Source organism: Actinophytocola sp. NPDC049390 (assembly GCF_044466355.1).
Lineage (GTDB): Bacteria > Actinomycetota > Actinomycetes > Mycobacteriales > Pseudonocardiaceae > Actinophytocola.
In genome coordinates this window covers 63241-83192 of record NZ_JBITMQ010000016.1, presented here as the reverse complement: position 1 = coordinate 83192, position 19952 = coordinate 63241, and the positions used below count along the sequence as shown (strand labels likewise).

General features: G+C 74.1%; 9 protein-coding genes. All 9 read right to left on the bottom strand.

From position 1 onward, the window contains the following. Positions 1 to 6: 6 nt before the first annotated feature. The 9 genes from ACIBVP_RS36240 to ACIBVP_RS36200 are packed head-to-tail and all read right to left on the bottom strand — an operon-like array spanning position 7 to position 19588. On the bottom strand, positions 7 to 3201 hold the full coding sequence (locus tag ACIBVP_RS36240) for a type I polyketide synthase (protein WP_396110987.1): 3195 nt from the start codon (positions 3199 to 3201) through the stop codon (positions 7 to 9). A gap of 20 nt (positions 3202 to 3221) precedes the next feature. After that, positions 3222 to 8303 carry an amino acid adenylation domain-containing protein gene (locus ACIBVP_RS36235; protein WP_396110986.1) on the bottom strand — a complete coding sequence of 1694 codons (5082 nt, stop codon included), beginning with the start codon at positions 8301 to 8303 and terminating at the stop codon, positions 3222 to 3224. After that, positions 8300 to 10129 carry an ABC transporter ATP-binding protein gene (locus ACIBVP_RS36230; protein WP_396110985.1) on the bottom strand — a complete coding sequence of 610 codons (1830 nt, stop codon included), beginning with the start codon at positions 10127 to 10129 and terminating at the stop codon, positions 8300 to 8302. Before ACIBVP_RS36230 ends, ACIBVP_RS36235 begins: the two co-directional genes overlap by 4 nt. Continuing rightward, positions 10119 to 11936 (bottom strand): ATP-binding cassette domain-containing protein, encoded by a 1818-nt coding sequence (locus tag ACIBVP_RS36225; protein ID WP_396110984.1) that lies wholly within the window; start codon positions 11934 to 11936, stop codon positions 10119 to 10121. Before ACIBVP_RS36225 ends, ACIBVP_RS36230 begins: the two co-directional genes overlap by 11 nt. Then, a complete protein-coding gene (locus ACIBVP_RS36220; RefSeq protein ID WP_396110983.1) occupies positions 11933 to 13843 on the bottom strand; it encodes a MupA/Atu3671 family FMN-dependent luciferase-like monooxygenase in 1911 nt (636 codons plus the stop codon). Before ACIBVP_RS36220 ends, ACIBVP_RS36225 begins: the two co-directional genes overlap by 4 nt. Continuing rightward, the gene (locus tag ACIBVP_RS36215) at positions 13840 to 16062 is read right to left on the bottom strand and encodes a penicillin acylase family protein (protein WP_396110982.1); all 2223 of its coding nucleotides are present in this window, start codon (positions 16060 to 16062) and stop codon (positions 13840 to 13842) included. The genes ACIBVP_RS36220 and ACIBVP_RS36215 overlap by 4 nt, the downstream gene beginning before the upstream one ends. After that, positions 16055 to 17413, bottom strand: a complete 1359-nt coding sequence (locus ACIBVP_RS36210; RefSeq protein ID WP_396110981.1) for a condensation domain-containing protein — start codon at positions 17411 to 17413, stop codon at positions 16055 to 16057. Before ACIBVP_RS36210 ends, ACIBVP_RS36215 begins: the two co-directional genes overlap by 8 nt. Then, on the bottom strand, positions 17395 to 18327 hold the full coding sequence (locus ACIBVP_RS36205) for an aldo/keto reductase (protein WP_396110980.1): 933 nt from the start codon (positions 18325 to 18327) through the stop codon (positions 17395 to 17397). Before ACIBVP_RS36205 ends, ACIBVP_RS36210 begins: the two co-directional genes overlap by 19 nt. Then, positions 18320 to 19588, bottom strand: a complete 1269-nt coding sequence (locus ACIBVP_RS36200; protein ID WP_396110979.1) for an MFS transporter — start codon at positions 19586 to 19588, stop codon at positions 18320 to 18322. The genes ACIBVP_RS36205 and ACIBVP_RS36200 overlap by 8 nt, the downstream gene beginning before the upstream one ends. Positions 19589 to 19952 lie beyond the last annotated feature (364 nt).

Below are 19952 nucleotides of genomic sequence, written 5' to 3'. Positions count from 1 at the left end.
AGACGATCATTTCCGCTCCCCCTCGATCTCGTCGAGCAGCCGGGTCAGCTCGGCGGGGTCGACGTCACGGAGGAAGTCGTCCACAGTGGATTCGTCCACAGTGGAGTCGGCTGCCACCGGAGGAGTCGCGGGGGAAGCCTGGGCGGCGCCGCCGAGTTGTTCGATCTCCTCGGTCACCACCGCGCTCAGGTGCGCGGCGCTCGGGTTGTCGAAGACCTTCGTGACCGGCAGCTCGATCCCGTAGTGGTCCCGCAGCCGTGCGACGAGCTGGAGCGCCATCAGCGAGTCGGCGTCGAACTCGAAGAAGTTGTCGTGCACACCCACCCGGTCGAACCCGAGGATCTCGGCCATCTCGCCGGTGACGACGCGCTCGACGTCCGTCCTCGGCGGCGAGTAGGGCACGCTGACGTCGGGCCGCGGGTACCGGGACGACGGCGTCGGGGCAGGCTGTTCCCGCACCGGCGCGGGTGCGGGGGTGGGCGTGACCACCGGCGCCGGGACGGCAACGGGCACCGGCACGGGCGCCGGCTGCTGGACGGGCGGCGCGAGCGGAACCGGGTCCAGCCAGTAGCGCCGGTGCTCGAAGGGGTAGACCGGCAACGACAGCCTGCGCCGCCGGGAATGACGCCACAGCGCGGCGAAGTCCACGTCCACGCCCGCGGTCCACGCGGTGCCGACCGCCTGCAGGAACGTGCGCACCCCGTCGCCGCGCTTGCGCGGGTCGGCCTGCAGGGACGCGGCCGCCACCCACGTCCTCGCGGTCGCCAGTTCCAGCATCGACAGCAGGGCGGTGCCCGGACCGACGTCGAGCACCACGAGGTCCTCGACCGCGGCGAGGGTGGCGCAGCCGTCGGCGAACCGCACGGGCTCCCGCAGGTGCCGCACCCAGTAGTCGGGGTCGGTGGCTTCGGCCTCGGTCACCCAGTCACCGGTGACGTTGGAGACGAACCGCGCCGTGGGCGCCGACAGCTCGACCGTGTCGAGCACCGCGCGGTACTCGTCGAGCACGGCGTCCATCATCGCGGAGTGGAACGCGTGCGAGACCGCGAGCCTGCGCACCCGGACCCCGTCCGACTCGAGCCGCTCGACCACCGGGTCGAGCGCCTCCGACGGACCGGACAGCGTCACCAGCGCGGGACCGTTGACCGCGGCGAGGTCGACGCCGTCGGTGAGGTACGGCGCGACCGCCTCCGGTGACAGCGGGACCGACACCATGCCGCCCGCGGGCAGAGCGGCCATGAGGCGGGCCCGCTCGGTGACCACCCGGATCCCGTCCTTGACACTGAGCACACCGGCGACGACCGCGGCCACGTACTCGCCGAGGCTGTGGCCGAGCATCGCGACGGGCTCGACGCCCAGGCCGCGCAGCAGGGCGGCCGCGGCGTACTCGACCACGAACATGGCGGGCTGGGTGATCGCCGTGTCGCGCAGCCGTTCCGCGGCGCCCGCGTCGCCGGGGGCGGCCGTGACCAGCAGGTCGCGTAGCTCGTCGCCGATCGGACACGCCGTCAGGCACTCCTCGACGGCGTCCCGGTAGACGGGGAACGCCTCGTACAGGTGTGCCGCCATGCCCGGGTGCTGCGCGCCCTGTCCCTGGAACAGCAGCGCGACCCCGGCGACCGCGTCGGTGCGGCGGGTCGCGACCCGGGACGATCCGGAGGTGCCGAGCGCGTAGCTCGCGTCCTCCGGGTCGCGGACGGCGACCGCCCTGCGGTGGCGGAGCTGCCTGCGGCCCACCTGCAGCGTGTAGGCGACGTCGGCGAACTCGGCGCCCGGGTTGGCGGCGAGCCACCGCACCAGGTTCTGGCTCATGGTCTCCAGGGCCGTCGCGGTGTGGGCGGACAGCAGCAGGAGCTGGCTGCCCGGTGCCGGGTCGCCCTCCGGCTGGTCCGGCGGCTGTTCGATGATCACGTGGGCGTTGCTGCCGCCCATCCCGATCGAGTTCACGCCGGCCCGGCGCGGTTCCGGTCCCGGCCAGTCGATCAGCTCGTTGTTGACGAAGAACGGGCTGTCCTCCAGTCCGAGCTGGGGGTTGGGCTCGCGGAAGTGCAGCGTCGGCGGGATCATGCCGTGCCGCAGGGCCTGTGTGGCCTTGATGAAGCTCGCCACGCCCGCACCGGCGTCCAGGTGCCCGATGTTCGGCTTCACGGACCCGAGGGCGCACGTGCCGACGGCGTCGCTGGTCTCGCGGAACGCCTGCGTCATCGCGGTCACCTCGATCGGGTCACCGAGCGGGGTGCCGGTGCCGTGCGCCTCCACGTACCCGATGTCGTCCGCGGTCAGCTCCGCGGCGAGCAGGGCGCTCGCCATCGCCTTCGCCTGTCCGTGCACGCTCGGCGCGGTGAAGCTGACCTTGTTCGACCCGTCGTTGTTGATCGACGTGCCCTTGATGACGGCGTACACGTGGTCGCCGTCGGCGAGCGCCTCCGACAGGTGCTTGAGCATGACGACCCCGGCGCCGTTGCCCACGACGCTGCCCGCGGAGCCCGCGTCGAACGCCCGGCAGTGCCCGTCCGGCGACGACGTGCCGCCCGGCACGTGCAGGTAGCCCGCGCCGAACGGCATCCGGACCGACGAGCCGCCCGCCAGCGCCATGTCGCACTCGTCGTTGAGGATCGCCTGGCACGCCATGTGGATGGCGGTCAGGGAGCTGGAACACGCGGTCTGCACGGCGATGCTGGGCCCGGTCAGGTCGAGCTTGTAGGACACCCGCGCCGGGAGGTACTCCTTGTCGCCGCCGAGCATGATGTGCAGGTCGCTCATCACGTCGACGATCCGGCCGTTCGGGATGATGTTCATCGGCAGGTAGGTGTTCATCGTGCACCCGCCGTAGACCCCGATCCGGCCGTCGTAGCGGGCCGGGTCGTACCCGGCGTCCTCGAGCGCGTGGTAGGACACCTCGAGGAAGTGGCGGTGCTGCGGGTCCATGATCTCGGCCTCGCGCGCGTTGTAGCCGAAGAAGGACGCGTCGAATCCCTCCCCGTCGCGGAACACCCCGGCCGCCTTGACGTACTTCGGGTTCGCCAGCAGGTCCGGCGCGACGCCCCGCGCGCGGAGCTCGTCGTCGGTGAAGAACGTGATCGACTCGACGCCCTCGCGCAGGTTGCGCCAGTACTGGTCGGGGTCGTCCGCGCCCGGCAGCCGGCACGCCATGCCGATCACCGCGATGTCGGCGGGTGTCGTCTCGTACTGGGTGGGCATGTCAGCCTCCTCGTCGTCGGTCAGCCTCTGCGCTGGCGTCCGCGCACGCGCCGGGCGGTGCCCAGCGACGGGGTTCTGGCGGTGGTGTCCTGGGGGTTGGCGCGCATGCTCTCCAGGTAGGCGGAGAGGCTGCGCGCGGTCGGGTACTGGAAGAGCTTCGGGACGGAGACGTCGATCGTGGTGGCCTCCCTGACCGCCGCGGCGACGCGCGCGAGCAGCAGCGAGCTGCCCCCGATCTCGAAGAAGTTCGCGTCCACGTCGAACTCGTGCAGGCCGAGCACCTCCCGCCAGATGCCGACGACGACGGGCAGGAGCTGCCCGTCCGCACGCGTGGACCGGGTCGACGCGTCCGGCCGGTCGGCCGTGGCGAGCAGTGCGCGGGTGTCGAGCTTGCCGTTGCGGGTCCTCGGGAGGGTGTCGAGCACGACGACGCGCGCGGGCATCATGTAGCCGGGCAGCCGCTCGGCGAGCGCGACGCGCAGTTCGGTGGCGTCGGCCGAGGAGCCGGTGACGAAGGCGAGCAGGCGAGGGCCGTTCGCGCCCGGCGCGACGAGCACCGCGCAGTCGGCGACCAGTGGCCGCAGCTGCGCCTCCACCTCGCCGGGTTCGATGCGATAGCCGCGGATCTTCACCTGGTCGTCGAGCCTGCCGGTGATCACGAGCCGGCCGTCCGGGAGCACGCGGCCGCGGTCACCGGTGCGGTACATGCGGCCGTGCCCCAGCACGGTGTCGGGCAGGAACCGCGCGGCCGTCTCCTCGGGGCGGTTGACGTACCCTGCGCCGACCCCCGGCCCGCCGATGTACACCTCGCCGTACAGGGTCGGCGGCAGCGGCCGGTGGTACCGGTCGAGCACGTACAGCCGGGCCAGCCCGGTCGGCGTCCCCACCGGCAGCGCGGCGCCCTCCGCCGCGGTGCCGGGTGCGGTCAGGTACATGGCGCAGTTGATGCTGGTCTCGGTCGGTCCGTAGCCGTTGTAGATGTGGCAGCCGGGCGCGAACAGCGGGCGGACCCGTTCCACGACGGTGCTGGTGAGCATCTCCCCGGCGATCTGCACCACCTCGATCGTGTGCATCGGGGTGTCGCGCGCGGTCAGCTCCCGGATGAACGTCGGTGTCGCGTAGAGCGCGTTCGCCCGGTCCCGTGCGAGGAACCCGCCGAACCCCGCGGCGGAGTACCGCTCACCGGGCAGCGGCAGGCAGATCGCGCCACCGAACACGAGGACCGTGAGCAGTTCCTGCAACCCCACGTCGAACGACAGCGCGCAGGTCTGCGCCATCCGCATGCCGGGCCCGGCCGGGAACTCGCGTGCCTGCCAGCACAGCAACGGCAGCACGCTGTCGTCGGTGATGATCACGCCCTTGGGACGCCCGGTCGTGCCGGACGTGTAGACGACGTAGGCGACGGCCTTCCCGTCCCGCACCGGCAACGAGTCCGAAGTGTCCACATCGGACTCCCCGACCGCCTCGGCGGCCGCCTCGTCGATGGGCAGGACCGCCGGGGACACACCGGCGTCGGCGGCCAGGGCCGTGATCCGGCCGACGTCCTCCGGCGCGGCGAAGACGGCGGCCACGGACGCGTCGGCGAGCATGAACCGCAGGCGCTCGTTGGGCAGGTCCGGCATCAACGGCATGAACGCGTACCCAGCGCGCAGTGCGGCCACCATGCCCGCGACGAACCGGGGCCCGCCCTCGAAGAACAGGGCGGCCACCGGCGTGCCGCCGTCCCGCGGTGCGGGCGGCAGAGCCGTCGCCAGCCGCGCCGTCCACGCGCCCAGTTCGGCGTAGGACCAGGTGCGCTCGCCGTGCACGACGGCGGGCGAGTCCGGCACGGTCCGGACCTGCTCGACGAACCGGGCGGCCAGTGACGCGGGCCCGACCTCGACCTCGCCAGGCACGAGGACCGATCCCGGACCGTGCCAGGTCGGGAGGTCCCGCAACGATTCGCGGGGTGCGGCGAGTGCCGCGGACACGAACGTGCGCAGGCTTTCCGCGAGGTGGCGTGCGGTGTCGGCGTCGAACACCTCGGTGCTGTGGTTGACGCGCACGACGAGCCCGTCGCCGGTCCGCCCGAACGTCACGTCCAGCTCGGTGACCGCGGTCCGCACCGGCAGGGGCCACGAACTGGCCGTGAACGGCCCCAGCTCGCCCTCGGCCGCCTCGATCTCGAGCGCGAGCCCGGCGATGCCCGCCTGTCCCGGCGCGCCGTCGTCGTAGAACCCGCAGCTGACCTGGAACAGCGGTGAGGGGTCGGCGCCGACGCCGAGCTGTTCCACGAGGCTCGGCAGCGGCACGCGTGCCCGTGCCAGCACGGTCGCCAGCGCGTCGCGGCCGCGGGCGATCCGGTCGACGAGACTGTCCTCGCCGCCGGTCGCGGCGATGCGGACAGGCACGGTGTTGATCAGGTAACCGACCGCGCCGGCGAGCCGGGGGCCGGACCGCAGCGCGACCGGGACGCCGACCACGACGTCGCTCTGCCCGCAGATCCGGTCGAGGAAACCGTGGTAGGCGGCCAGGAGCACGGTGTACGGGGTGGCACCCTGTTCGGCGGCGATCCGGTCGAGCGCGGCGGTGTCCTCGGCGCCGAACCGCAACGTGGTCACGTCGCCGACAAACCGGGTGCCGGTGCCGCGTTCACGGTCCCTCGGCAGGTCCAGGACGGGTGCGTCCCGCAGTTCGTCGGTCCAGTCGGCCAGTGCGGCCTGACCTTCGGCGGAGGACAGGTAGGCGTTCTCGGCGGCGACCACGGTGGCCACGTCCGGCGCGGGCGGCAGCGGGGTGCCTTCGTAGAGCGCGCCGAGCTCGGTGCGGATCACGGCGAGCGAATGCAGGTCCGACACCAGATGCGAGGCGACGATCAGCAGGACCGGCGGCCGGGCCGGGGAACGGAACAGGACGAGCCGGAACAGCGGGTCCTCGGCCAGGTCGACCGGCCGCGCGGCCTCGGCGGCGACGGCGTCGGCCAGTTCGCCGCTGTCGCCGTCCACGTCCCGCACGGTGAACCATGCGTGGTCACCGACCCGCCATTCGTCGCGCACGACGCGCACCCCGTCGTGGCGGAAGCGGCTGCGCAGCTGCGCGTGCCGTGCGACGAGGGCGAGGGTGGCCGCGCGGAACCGGTCCGCGTCCGGGTCCGGGGTGAGCTCGACGGCCCGTGCCAGCACGTACGCCGCCGCGCTGCCCTCGTTCCACTGGCTGAGGAACCACAGCGCCTGCTGGCCCCTGGTCACCTCTCCCGGCGCCGCGGCGCGCGGCGGCGGCCCAGCGGGTGTGAGGGCGGCGATGTCCCGCAGCGTCGCGCCGCCAAGCAGCGCGTCGAGACCGGGCACGGTTCGGCCGCTCTCGGCCAGGGCCTGCTGGAGGTGCATGGCGCGCAGGGAGTCCAGCCCGGACGCGGTCAGCGGGCGGTCGTCGGCGAGCGAGCCGACCGGCACACCGAGGACCTCCGCGACGAGTTCGGCGGCCTCGCCCGGGTCCTCGGCGCCCGCACCGGTCACCCCGCCGGGTCCGCCGCGGACGACGACCGGCAACGCGCCGGTCAGGTAGTCGTCCCGGCACGCGGCCCTGCGCACCTTCCCGCTCGTGGTCCTCGGCACGCCCGCGGGTTTCACGAGCACGACCTCGTCGAGCGCGAGCCCGTGTTCCCTGGCGACCGCCTGCCGGATGCGGGCGACCGCGTCCTCCGGGTCCGGCACTCCCCCACGGACGGCCTGCACCACGACCAGCCGGTCGTCATCCGTGGTGAACGCGGCACCCGCGCCCGCCACCAGCCGGGGTTCGACCGCCTGGACCGTCGCCTCCACGTCCTGCGGGTGGTGGTTGCGGCCGCGGACGATCAGCAGGTCCTTCACACGGCCGGTGACGAACACCTCGCCGTCGAGCACGAATCCCAGGTCGCCGGTGCGCAGGAACGTCCTCGGGTCACCGGGCAACGCGGCGCGGAAGTGCTCCTCCGTCGCGCTCGGGTCGCGCCAGTACCCGCCGGCCACGTTCGGGCCGTGCACCCAGATCTCGCCCTCGGTCCCGTCGGGCACCGCGGTGCCGTCCCGGACGATCACCACGTCGGTCACCGCGGCGCCGCAGGACACGTGCGGTTCGACGCGCGGCCGCCTGCCCGCGCTGGCGCTGACGAGCAGCGTGGCCTCGGCGAGCCCGTAGCAGGGCACGAGGCTCTCCGCGCGGAATCCGCACCGCGCGAACGTTTCCGCGAACGCCGTGAGCACGCGCGGGTGCACGGGCTCGCTGCCGTTGCACGCGACCTGCCAGCTGGACAGGTCGAGGCCGGGCAGGTCGTCGGCGCGGACGCGCCGCACGCACTGGTCGTAGCCGAAGTTCGGGGCCGGGGAGATCGTGCCCCGGTACCGGCTGATCGCCCGCAGCCAGCGGACCGGCTCGCGCAGGAAGGTCGCGGGCGGCATGAGCACCGCGGTCGCGCCGAGGTACAGGGGGTGGAGCACGCCGCCGATGAGACCCATGTCGTGGAAGAACGGCAGCCAGCTCACGACGACCGCGTCGTCGCCCTGCCCGAACGCGGCCCGCATCTGTTCCTGGTTCGCCATCAGGTTGCGGTGGCTCACCATGACGCCGCGGGGCGAGCCGGTCGAGCCCGAGGTGTACTGCAGCAGCGCGAGATCCGCGGACGCGGACGCGAGTTCGGTCTCGTCGTCGTCGAGGTCCCGCACGTGCGCGACCGGCCATTCGCCGCGCAGCCACGCCGTGACGTCCGTGTCCGGGAAGTCGGTCAGCACCAGGGACACGTCGGCGTCACGCAGGATCGCGTGCATGCCCGCCGTGGAGGCGCCGTGCGCGACCGGGGCCGCGAGGGGCACCGCGACCCGGCCCGCACGCAGCACCCCGAGGAACCCGGCGACGAAGTCCAGTGACGGGGTGTACAGCAACGCCACCCGGTCGCCGACCGCACCGTGCCGGCGCACGCCTCGGGCCACCCGGTCCGCCTCGGCACGCAACTGTCCGTACGTGAGCCGGGCGGTCTCGGTCTCCCCGTCGCCGAGCAGCCGGTACGCAACCGCGTCCGGGCGGTCGCGGGACCACTCGTCGAGCCTGCCGAGCAGGGTGTCCGAACTGGACGGTTGGCTGCCGGTCATCGCTCCTCCGTGGTCGCGTGCATGGCTGGGTTCCTCCGTGTCCGCCGGTAGCCCGCCGCCTGCAGCTCGTACAGGCGGGCGTACACGCCGCGCGCCGCGCGGAGCTCGTCGTGGGTGCCCGCCTCGGCGACGCGTCCCGCGTCGAGCACGACGACCAGGTCGGCGTCGCGCACGCTCGAGAACCGGTGGGACACGAGGACCGTGACGGTTCCGGTCGTGGCGCCGTACTCGCGTGCGGCGGCGACGTGGCGGCGCAGCAACGCTCGTTCGGTCTCCGCGTCGATGGCCGACGTGGGCTCGTCGAACACCTGCAGCAGCGGGGAACGGCGCATCATGCCGCGTGCCAAGCCGATCCGCTGCCACTGACCGCCGGACAGCTCGGTGCCGTGCGGGAAGCTGGCGCCGAGCTGGGTCCTGGTGCCGGCCGGGAGAGCGGCGACGACGGTGTCCGCGTCGGCGCGGGTCAGCGCCGACGCGACCGCGGCCGCGTCGTCCAGCGCGGGCAGGTGCCCGACGCCGACGGCTTCCCGCACCTCGAACTCGAGGCGGGCGAAGTCCTGGAACAGGCCGGTCGTGCGTCCGCGCCACTTCTCGCTGTCGAGGTCGGCGAGCGGGGTGCCGTCGACGAGGATCTCGCCGCCGTCCGGCTGGTGCATCGCGGTCAGCAACGCGACGAGCGTGCTCTTGCCGCTGCCGTTCTCGCCGACCAGACCGATGACGGTGCCCGCGGGCAGGTGCAGGTCGACACCGGCGAGCACGTCGGTCGCCGCGCCCGGGTAGCGGAACCGCAGCCCGCACAACGTGATCCCGTCGCGCAGCACGTCGGGGGGTGCGGCGCCCCTCGGCCGGTCCGCCGGTGGGGCGGTCCGCCGCAGCCACACCAGTCCGCGCCCGGCCGCCGCGCACCGGTTCAGCAGACCGGCGAACCGGACCGTCTGCGTCATCTGCAACACGATGCTGGTGAGGAGCATGAGGACCATGACGACGTCGCCGACACCGACGCCACCGCGGGCGGCGCTCACGACGACCAGCAGCCCCGCTCCGGCGTACCCGGCGGTGAACACGAGCCAGCCCAGCGCGGACAGTGCGAACGCGCGGCGGGCCGCTCGGTCCAGCAGCCGGTCGCCGTCCACGCCGAGGCCGGTGTGGCGGGCCAGGATCTCGCGCTGGATCCCGTGCATGCGCAGTTCCCTCGCGGGCGCCGAGGTGGTGGCGAGCGTGAACAGGGTGCGTGCGCGCCGGTCGCCCTCGGCGGTGGCGGTGAGCGCCTCCTGCCGTACGCGTTCGGCACGGGAGCTCGCCAGCAGCGCGGGCACCGCGAACACCACCACCAGCAACAGCCACGGACTGACGGCGGCGAGCAGCGCCACGGTGCACAGGGCCCGCAGCGTCGCGCCGAGGAGCAGGGCGAGCACGTCCGCGCTCTCGGAGAGGCTCACCTGTTCCTTCGCCAGCACGGCGACGGTGTCGAGGTGGTCGCGCCGACGCTGGTGGTCGATGCCGACCGGGCGCAGCGAGAGCCGGACCAGTTCGCGGTCGACGGCGTGACCGGCGCCGGTCATCACCCGGTGTGCGAGCCGGACACCCCACAGACCGGCGACGAACCCCGCCGAGTTCACCGCCGCGATCGCGGCGCCGACCGCCACGGCCGTCGGCACGTCCCGCACCGCGGCGGCGTCGACGACCAGCTTGAGCCCGTACGCGGTGCACACGAGTGCGAGCGGCCGCACGGTGAACAACGCCATGCAGCCGATGGCGGCGGGCCGGTCGGCGCGCACGCACACCCCCACCGCCGCGGCGAGGCCGCGCATCCGGTCACCAGTCACGGCCGCGCACCTCCTCCCCGTCGAGGAAGCTCCGCGCCTGCAGGTGGAACAGGCGGGCGTACTCGCCGCCCGCGGCGACCAGGGTGTCGTGGTCGCCGTCCTCGGCGACCACGCCGTCGCGCAGCACCACGATCCGGTCGGCGAGGCGCACGGTCGCGAACCGGTGGCTGACGAGCACCGTGGTCAGCTCACGCGGCCCGGACAGCAGTGTGGCGTTGAGTTCGGCCTCGGCACGCACGTCGAGCGACGCGGTCGGTTCGTCGAGCACGAGCAGGCGGGCGCCGTGGCGGACCGCGAAGAACGCGCGGGCGAGCGCCACCCGCTGCCACTGCCCGCCGGAAAGCCCGGCCTCGTCGGCGAGTTCGCGCCGCCAGCCGTGGCGTTCGAGCACCTCGGCCACGCCCGCCTGCCGGGCGGCGGCGACGATCCCGGTGTGGTCGTCCGCGTGCTCCGGCGTGCCCAGCGCGATCGCGGCCGCCGGCGACAGCTCGTAGCGGGTGACGTCCTGGAACACCGCGGCGATCCGCCGCCGCCACGCCGTGAGGTCTACTGTGGACAGCGGGACGCCGTCGACGAGGACACGGCCGTCGTCGGGTTCGTACAGTCCGCACAACAGGTTCACGAGCGTGGACTTGCCCGCGCCGTTGAGCCCGACGATCGCGAGCGAGCGCCCGGCCGGGATGTCGAGGGTCAGCCGGTCGAACACCGGCCGGTCCCGTCCGGGGTAGGTGAACGTCACCGCCTCCAGGCGGATCCCGTCGGTGAGCGGTGGCGGGTCGGCGGCCCCGCCTCTGGCGGGTGGCACCACCGCCGTCAGGCGGGACACCAGTGGCACGGCGGCCGAGCCGTGCGCGATCGTGAGGTTGTCGGGGCTGGCGACGAGGATGCCGACCACGCCGAGCACCGCGCCCGCGTACGCCACGAACTCGCCAGCGCCGATGGCGCCGCCCGCCACCGCCGCCGCGAGCCAGCAGTACACGGCGAGCTGCGCCAGCAGCGTGCCCGCGCCGAGCGCGGGCACGAGCCACCACCGGCGGCCCTCGCCGCGCGGCGCGGTCACGGCGGCGAGCCACTCGCGGTGGAACCGCTGGTCCACCCAGCAGGCCAGGCCGAACAGGCGGAGGTCCTTGGCGTTCGCGGGGTCCAGCGCCATGCCGCGCAGGTAGTTCGGCCTGCGCAGCGACGCCGGCGCGGCGCCCAGAGCGCGGGCCCCGGCCCGGTAGTCCGCCACCGCACCCGAGGTGAACACGGCGAACGCGGCGAGCAGTCCGAGGCCGAGCCACCAGTGGAACCCGGCGAGGACGGCCGCGCAGCACACCCCTTGCAGGCGGATCGTGCCGACGGCGACGGCGGCCGCCAGCGCGTCGCGTGCGGTGGCCTTCGTGACGCCTGCCTCGGCGACGCCGGACACGAGCGCGAGCGTGTCCCGGTCCGCGAGGTGCCCGACGCCGTCCGGGGTCAGGCACGCGGCGAGCGTCCGGTTCCGGAGACGGCGGTCGACACGTCGGCCGAGCGCGTCGGCGAGCTGGGCGGCCGCCGGGTCGAGCAGTTGCTGCAGCACGAACAGGACACCGACCGCGGCGGTCGCGACCGCCGCGTCCCGGGCCGGGGTGCCCGCGACCAGGAGCGCGTCCGCGAGCCGTCCGACCGCGACGACCAGCGCGGCGGGCGTGATCCCCGCGGCGAGCACCACCACGGCGAGCGCGGCGGTGAGCCCGCCGTGCGCCCGGGGGAGTTCGCGCAGCAGCGCGCCGGTCGGCCGGCGCCACGCGCGCGCGGCTGCCGGAGCGGTCGGTGTCGACGTCACGAGGCGGGCTCGCTCGCCAGGTCGCGGAGCCGGGCCAGGTCCTCGAGGTGTTCGAGCACGGTGTCGGCGGGGAGCCCGAAGTCGATCAGGCAGGCGATCTCGTCGACGCCCGCGCCGGTGAGGCGGTGCACCATGGGCAACGCCTCGGCCGGGGTGCCGAACAACCCGTGGCTGGTGAAGTAGCGCTCGAACGCGAGCGCGGCCAGCGCGTCCTTGTCGGCCTGCGTGACCCGGTCGGGGTCGATCGACAGGTCCGTGCTGCGCGCGAGCTTCTCGTACAGGTTGATGTGGGCGCGCAGGTAGGCGGTGAGCGGCTCCCGCACCATCGCGCGGACGTCGTCGGTGTCCTTGCCGATGAACGTGTGCACCATCGCGGTCACCGTGTGGGCCTCGGGGTCGCGGCCGTGCTCGCGCAGCGCGTCGCGGTAGACCCGCACCCGGTCGGCGACGTCGGCCACGCTCTGCTCCACCAGCCCGGTCAGCACGTGGAGACCGAGTTCGGCCCCGGTCCGCCAGGTCTGCTCGGACGACGAGCTGGTGATCCACATCGGCAGCGTGCCCGCGGCGGGGTTGGGGAAGGTGCGGAACGAGATCTCCTTGCCCGCTCCGTCGACCCGCTGGATCCGGCCACCGGCGAGCAGTTCGCGCAGCGTCGCGAGGTGGTCGACGAGCACCTGCTTGCGCTTCTCGTAGTTGTCCGGCTGGAACACGAAGTCGTTGGCGTGCCAGCCGGACGCGAGCGCGATACCGGTGCGGCCGCCGGAGATGTTGTCCACGACCGACCAGTCCTCGGCGACGCGGACCGGGTCGTGGAGCGGCAGCACGACACTGCCCGCCCGGATGCGCAGGCGTTCGGTCGCCGTCGCGAGCGAGGCGGCGAGCACGGCGGGGCTCGGGTAGGGGGCGCCGAACGCGTCGAAGTGGCGTTCCGGCACCCACAGTGCCTCGAACCCGTTGCGGTCGGCGAACCGCGCGCAGTCGAGCATCATCCGGTACTGCTCACGGGTCTCGCGGCCGTGACCGGTGCCGAAGAAGAACAGGCTCCACCGCGGGCCCGCGGGGCGCGGTTCGTCCGTAGTCTTCCGGGCGCCGACCTGGAGCCGGTCCCTGAGCCGTTGCCGTTGTTCCGGACTCAATGCCGCGAGGCGGCCGCTGAGATCGTCTCCCACGTGTGCGCCCTTCCTTGCCAGCCTGTCCCGCAGCAGCGTGAACAGGGTCGACTCGTGACTGTGGACGAAGAAGTGGTCGCCCCGAACCTGCACGAACTCGAAGCCGTCGCCTGCCTTATCCGCCCAGCGGCGCACGTGGTCGGCGGTGACGGTGTGGTCACCGGCGCCGTGGATCGCGGTGATCGGCACCCCGGTCAGCACCGTGCCGTCGTCGACGTGGTTGCCGGTGACGGCGAAGTCGGCGCGCACGGTCGGCAGCAGCAGCCGCATCAGCTCGTGGTCACCCAGCACCTCGGCCGGGACCGCGCCGATCTCCCGCAGGCGCGCCACGAACTCGGCGTTCGACAGGTCCTCGCCGCTCTCGCGGACGAGGTCCGCGGTCGGGGACGGGTAGGACGCGAGGAACAGCCGCGTGGGCGGCCGGGAGCGTGCGGTGAGCACGCGCGCGGTCTCGAACGCGACGTGCGCGCCCATGCTGACGCCGAACAGCGCGTAGGGCCGGTCCAGCAACGGGTTCATCGCGTCGGCCAGCGCGGCGACCAGGTCGGGCATCCGCGTGAACGGCGGCTCGGCCACCCGGCCCAGCCTGCCGGGCAGGCGTACCGGGACGACCTCGACGTGCGGGGCGAGGAGCCCCTGCCAGTGCCGGAACGCGGTCGCGTTGCCCCCTGCGTAGGGCAGGCAGAACAGCCGGACCGGCGCGTCCACTGTGGACCGGGAGAACCAGGGCGCGGTCATCGCCCGCTCCCCTCGGGTGGGGTGAGGTCGACCAGCCCGCCCGCGAGCCAGCGCGGCAGCAGCGCGCGGTATCCGGTGGCGAGGGGGTCGCCGGACTGCCCGCCCGGCCAGCTGACCCGGAACTCCCCGGTGACGGGGTCGCTCACCATGCGCATGGCGGCGCCGAACCCCGCCGCCGCGGCGTCGACCGACTGCTGGCAACCGGCCCTCGGCACGTCCGGGTGGTCGATGGCCCAGCGCAGGCGGGGCAACGCCGGGGACAGCGGGTGACGCAGGCCGAGGCGGTTGACCGCACCCCATGGCGTGTCCGGCGCGCCCGGCCCCAGCTGCCGCTCCAGGTAGAGCGTCGCCGCCCGCACGGCCCAGCGCAGCAGGTGCGGCCAGTCGCGGAAGCCGGCGGGCGCGGTCGCCGGGTCGGCATCGGCGACGATCTCCGCGAGCTCGCCGTCGAGGGCGGCGAGTGAGGTGGCCCCGAACAGCTCGGCCGTCGGTGTGCGGGGTGCGAGGCCCGCCAGCGCCTTCCCGCGCACGATGCGGTGCAGCAGCACGAGGTAGTGCAGGCCGCGCGCGTGCACGTCCGCGGTGCCGTCCCAGCTCGCGACCGCCGCCGCGACCGCGGGGTGCGGCTCGAGGTAGGGCAGGAAGACCGTGCGCCACGGCCGGTAGAACGCGGCGTCCACATCGGACTGGACGACCGGGGCGGGGCGCCCCGCGCGCAGCGACTCCGCGATGCGCCGGGCGCGGTGGTGCGGGTAGGCGTTCTCGGCGACCGACCGCCCGTCCGGCATGCCCACGGCGGGGTCGCAGTTCGCGGTGACGAGCACCCGCTGCCCGACGACCTTCGGCACGCCCTCGGGCGGCACGACCCCGTCACCGCTCCCCCGGCGGACGAGCCGGCCCGCGACCGTCCACGCGGACCCGCCGTGCCGGTCGGTCACCAGCAGGTTCACCGGTGGCGCACCGGACACCGCGGCGGCGTCGCACGCCTGGCTGACCGTGCCGCACCGCACGAGGTCGCCCAGCCCCAGCTCGATCCCACCCGGTTCGAGCGCGAGCCAGCGCAGGACCGACCCGTCCGACAGCACCGGTCCCGCCTCCGCGAGCCGCACCCGGACCCGCGCGGTCCCGGTGCCCGCGGTGAGCACCTCGTCGCGGTCCACGACGGTCGCCGTCCCTGGCGCACCAGGGGTGAGTCGTTCGCCGGTGCGGCCGCACAACCGGGTCAGGCCCCACGACAGGTCCCTGGTGGTGCCCGCGAGGAACACCGGGAGCCCGGGGCGCAGGAACCCGCGCACCCCGGTGCCCTCGATCGTCGCCCCGGCCGCGACGAGGGTGTTCGGGACACCGAGCGCGAGGTGGATGTCGTTGGCGAGTTCGGTGCCCACCACCCAGCTGTTCGACCCGGCGGCGGGTTCGGTCCGCAGTGGCGTGCCGTCGGCCTGTTCGGCGCGCGCGGCGGTGAGGACCCGGCGGAGCAGAGCGGCGGCGGCCCGGTCGCACCGTTCTGTCCCGTCGAGCGCGGTCGTGGTGCCCAGCGACCGGTCGACGAGGTCGCCCGCGCCGGGCGCGAGTTCGTCGAGCCGGTCCCGCAGCTCACCGCCCGCGGGGTCGGTGAGCTGGTGGAACATGTCCTGTGCGACGAGCACGGAGTCGACGGCCGACCAGTTCGCGGGCGCCGCGCCGAGCACCGCGTACTCCCACGGCGTCGCCCGCGCGCGGAACGCGTTGACGCCCTCGGCGTACGCGTCGAGGACTGCGCGCTGGTGCGGAGGCAGCGCGGCGACGATCCGCTCGGCGTAGAAGGCGAAGCCGATGCGCCGGGCCCGCACGTCGTCGTCGAGCACCCGCTCGCCGAGCAGTTCGTGCAGTGTCCCGGCCGTCCGCCTGCGGGCGAGGTCCATCGCGAACCCGTGTGAGCGGGCCGTCGCGACGCCGAGCGCTCGCCACACCTCGGTCGTGGTGCCCGTCGCCCACGGCACCCCGAGCCGGTCGGTCCGCAGGTCCGGCGCGAGCGCCCGCACCGCGCGCGCCGCGTCGCGGTGGAACCGCCACATCGCCGCCAGCGCGGTCGCCTCGGTGCGCCACGCGCTGCGCGTGAGCCGGTCATCCGCTACCGACGCCGCGGCCGCCGCGACCCGCGTGCCCGCGGTGCGAACCGCGCACCGGAGCGCGAGCGCCACCGGCGACAGGTCCCACCACCGCGGTCCGCGGTCACCCATGGCGCACCACCCCCGCCACGGTGGCGAGGCGCCGGCCGGGGTCGTCGGCGGCCGCGCGCAGGTAGCGCGCCATCGCGGCGAGGACCCCGGTGGCGTCGTCCTTGGTGAGCAGGTCGGAGTTGTAGCCGAACCGCACCTCGGTGTCCCGGTCCGCGGTCCCCCGCCGCACCGCGAGGTGCGCTGGCACGAACGCGGGCTTGGGCCGGTCGGCCACGTCGAAGCCGTCCACCGGTTCGAAGGTCGTTTCGGCGCCCGCGGGGATCTCGGTGCCCTGGTTGACGACCGCGAGCGTCGCCTCGTACAGGCTCGACGAGCGGAACGCGGGGTCGGCCGCCCGCAGGGCGCCGAGCACCGGCGCGAGCGGCACGTGGGCGTCGTCGATCGCGCCGAGCATCGCCGCACGGGTGCGCGTCAGCACGTCGCCGACCGTGCCCGTGGCCCGTACCCGCAGGACCGACTGGGTGGCGAACAGGCCGATCGTGCCGGTGTGCGCGGGGCCGCGGTTGGCCATCGACGTGCCGACCCGCACGTCCTCGGCGCCGGTCACGCCGTGGAGGGCCGCGACGTACGCCGCCGCGCACGCGATGCCGAACGTCACGCCCCTGGCGGCGAGCCGCCGGGTCACGTCGGCGAGCCACGTCCGCTCCCAGGTGTCGGCGACGGTGAGCTGGCGGTAGCGGCGCCGCTCCGGGGTCCTCGGCCAGGTCATGGCGGGCAGGGGCGGTGCGAGCGCCGCGGCGCGGCGAGCCACGGCGACACCGTCGGCGAGTGCCGCGCCCTGGGCCTGTGCGTGGTCGCGGTAGTTGCCGGGCGGTGGCAGCGGCTCGCCCGCGTACCGGGCTGCCAGGTCGCGCAGGTAGACGGCGTGGGAGACCTCGTCGCACCGCAGGTGCGGCAGCGGGGCGAGCAGGACGTGCGTGCGCTCGTCGACCGACAGCAGCAGAGCGTGGTGCGGTGCGGTGGAACGGACGTCGACCGGGGTTGCCATGAGCGCGCCCGCCCGTGCCGCCGCGTCGGCCAGGCCGGAGATCGGTTCGGCCGTCAGCCGCGCCCGTTCCGGTGGCCGGATCACCATCAGCGGGCTCGGGGAGAACACGAAGTGGGTGCGCAGCATCTCGTGCCTCGCGACCAGCGCGTCGAGTGCCGCCCGGAGCGCCGGGACGTCGACCGGCCCGGTGATCCGCGCGGAGACGAGGTCGACGTGCGGGGACAGCCCGTCCTTCGCGGCCGCGGCGGCGAGCATCTGGGACTGCGACGGCGACGGAGTGGCCGGCACGCCGCCGAGCACGCGCAGCAGCCGGTCGCGCAGCTCCGCGCGATCCGCCGCCGCGGTCACGACTTCCCTCGCCACGGCCGGGTCACCGCGTCGAGGCGCAGCGCCATCTTGTCGGTGAGCGTCACGCCGAGCCCCTGTGCCGCCTCCTGCGCCTGGCGGCGGTCGTGGACCCCGACGATGGGCACCGCGCCCTGGTGCCGCAGCCAGGCGAGCGCGACCGCGGCGGGTGAGGTCGCGAGCCGGTCGGCGTACCGGATCAGCAGTTGGATCACGGGGTCGGCCTGCCGCAGCACCTGCTCGTTCAGCGGTCTGCGGCCGGTCATGGCGTCACCCGCGCGGTAGCGCCCGGACAGCAGGCCCTGGCCGAGGGCGCTGTGTGCCAGCAGCACGATGCCCTCCGCGCGGCAGAGGTCGGCGACCCCGTCGCGTTCGACACGGCGGTCGCAGAGGTTGTACCGGGCCTGGTGTGCGCTGACCCGTTCACCGTGCTCGGCCAGCGCGGCGACGGTCGCGCGCAGCCCGTCCGAGGACAGGTTGGACGTGCCGAGGGATTCGACGAGCCCGGCGCGGCGCGCGGCGGCGAGGTGTCCGGCCAGTCGCCGCAGGAGCGGGCGCGGTGGCTCGTGGTGGACCTGGTAGAGGTGCGCTCGGTCGATGCGCAGCCTGCGGTTGCCGCGCTCGACCGCGCGCAGGAACTGGCCCCTGGCCAGGCGCCACGGGTAGGGGAAGAACTTCGTCGAGACGATCGCGGCGCCGCCCGCGCAGTCGCCGAGCAACCGTTCGGCCCGCCCCCTGCTGTAGACCTCGGCGGTGTCGTAGCACCGCACCCCGTGCTCGGTGAGCGTCTCGACCGCGGCGCGCACGTCCGTGTCGCCGAACCGCGTCCCGTACCCCCAGGTGCGCCGGTTTCCCCACGACCAGCACCCGGCGACGACCGGGATCTGGGCCACCTCGGCGGTGAAGGTGGTCATCGCCATCCGCTCAGCCATGGCGCTCCCAGAAGGCCGGGTCGGGCTTGGGCAGCGCCGTGATCCGCGGTACCGGCGACGTCGCCAGCACGACCAGGGAGATCGGCAGCGCGAGCAGGCAGACGACGAGTGCCGTGCCGGGGCCCCACGCGTTGCCCGCCGCACCGCCGAGGAGCGCGCCGATCGGGACGGCGCCGAGGACGAAGACCCAGCTGCCCGCCATCACGCGGCCGAGGAGGTGTTCGGGCGTGACCGACTGGCGGATGCTGAGCGACTGCACGCTGTAGGCGGCGATGGCGAAGCACCAGACGACGAACACGGCGGTGCACAGCGCGACCGAGCCGAGTCCCGCGTCGTCGGGCAGGACCAGCGCGAACGGCAGGATCGTGCCCGCAGCCTGCATGAGAGTCATGGCCCGGCCGATGCCGAGCGCCGCAGCGATCCTCGACGAAGCGAAACTGCCCAGGATCGCGCCGACGCTGCCACAGCCGAGCACCATCCCGATCTGGGTGACGGACATGCCGAGGCCGTTGGCGGCGTGCACGAGGAACACGGTCGTCGCGGCCGAGTCGACGAGGTTGTACGTGGTCGCGGTGGCGATCGTGGCGCGCAGCACCGGGTGCGCGACGACCGCCCGAAGGCCCACCGTGATCTCGCGGAGCAGGTGCCGCTCGGCCCGGTCGCGCACGGTTTCCACCACCCGGATGCGCAACAGGGTGGCCGTGGCGACGAGGAAGCTGAGCGCGTCGAGCACCAGCACCCACCCGAGCCCGACCCACCCGAGCAACAACCCGGCGATGCCGGGCCCCGCGGTCTCGGCGATGGACTGGGCGCCGAACAGCCTGCCGTTGGCCCTGGCGAGGTCGCCCTCCCCGACCACGGCGGGCACCAGCGCGGGATAACCGACCTCCGCGAACTGCGCGAGGACACCGAGCACGGCGACGCCCGCGACGAGCACGACCAGCACGGCGTCCCCGTTGAACGCGGCGGCGGCGAGCAGTGCGAGCACGACCGCCTGCGCCGTGTTGACCGCGATCAGCACCGGCCTGCGCCGCAACCGGTCCGTCCACACCCCGATGAGCGGCATCGCGACCATGACCGGTGCGAACGCCGCGGCACGCAGCAGGCCCAGCTGGCCGGATGTCGCGTGCAACGCGCTGAGGGCGTACAGCGGCAGGGCCAGCTTCGTGACCTCGCTGCCGACCTGGCTCACCAGCTGCCCCGACCAGAGCAGCCGCAGGTTGACCTCGGCGCGCCGGGTGTCGGTGGATGCGGACGTCATGTGCCTCCTAGCGGAGAAGTTCCGGGGGTGGCGGGCCGGCTGTCGCCTGCCCGCCACCGGCGAGTGCGCGGGGCGCCCCGGCTCACTCACGGATGCTCGTCACGGACGAGCCCGGCTCACTCGTCGTCCTCCTCCTCGAAGGCGGCGAGCACGGCCTCGGCCTCCTCACCATCGAGGATGGAGTCGTGGAACGTCTCGACTGGCATGTTGATTCACCCCCCTCCATCTGTTTTTGGGCAGGCGACTACCGTGCGCCGATTACCCGGCACACGGAAGAACATTGATTGTCGACCGAATCCGCGGCCCACGCGGAGGCGGCCACCGGTCTCATCTTGGGGAGGACGTACGCGAGCCAACAACCCGG

Coding starts and splice junctions, on each gene's coding strand:
- ACIBVP_RS36235 (WP_396110986.1), bottom strand. CDS start 8,303: ATGACCGGCAGCCAACCGTCCAGTTCGGACACCCTGCTCGGCAGGCTC.
- ACIBVP_RS36220 (WP_396110983.1), bottom strand. CDS start 13,843: ATGACCGCGCCCTGGTTCTCCCGGTCCACAGTGGACGCGCCGGTCCGG.
- ACIBVP_RS36205 (WP_396110980.1), bottom strand. CDS start 18,327: ATGGCTGAGCGGATGGCGATGACCACCTTCACCGCCGAGGTGGCCCAG.
- ACIBVP_RS36215 (WP_396110982.1), bottom strand. CDS start 16,062: ATGGGTGACCGCGGACCGCGGTGGTGGGACCTGTCGCCGGTGGCGCTC.
- ACIBVP_RS36200 (WP_396110979.1), bottom strand. CDS start 19,588: ATGACGTCCGCATCCACCGACACCCGGCGCGCCGAGGTCAACCTGCGG.
- ACIBVP_RS36240 (WP_396110987.1), bottom strand. CDS start 3,201: ATGCCCACCCAGTACGAGACGACACCCGCCGACATCGCGGTGATCGGC.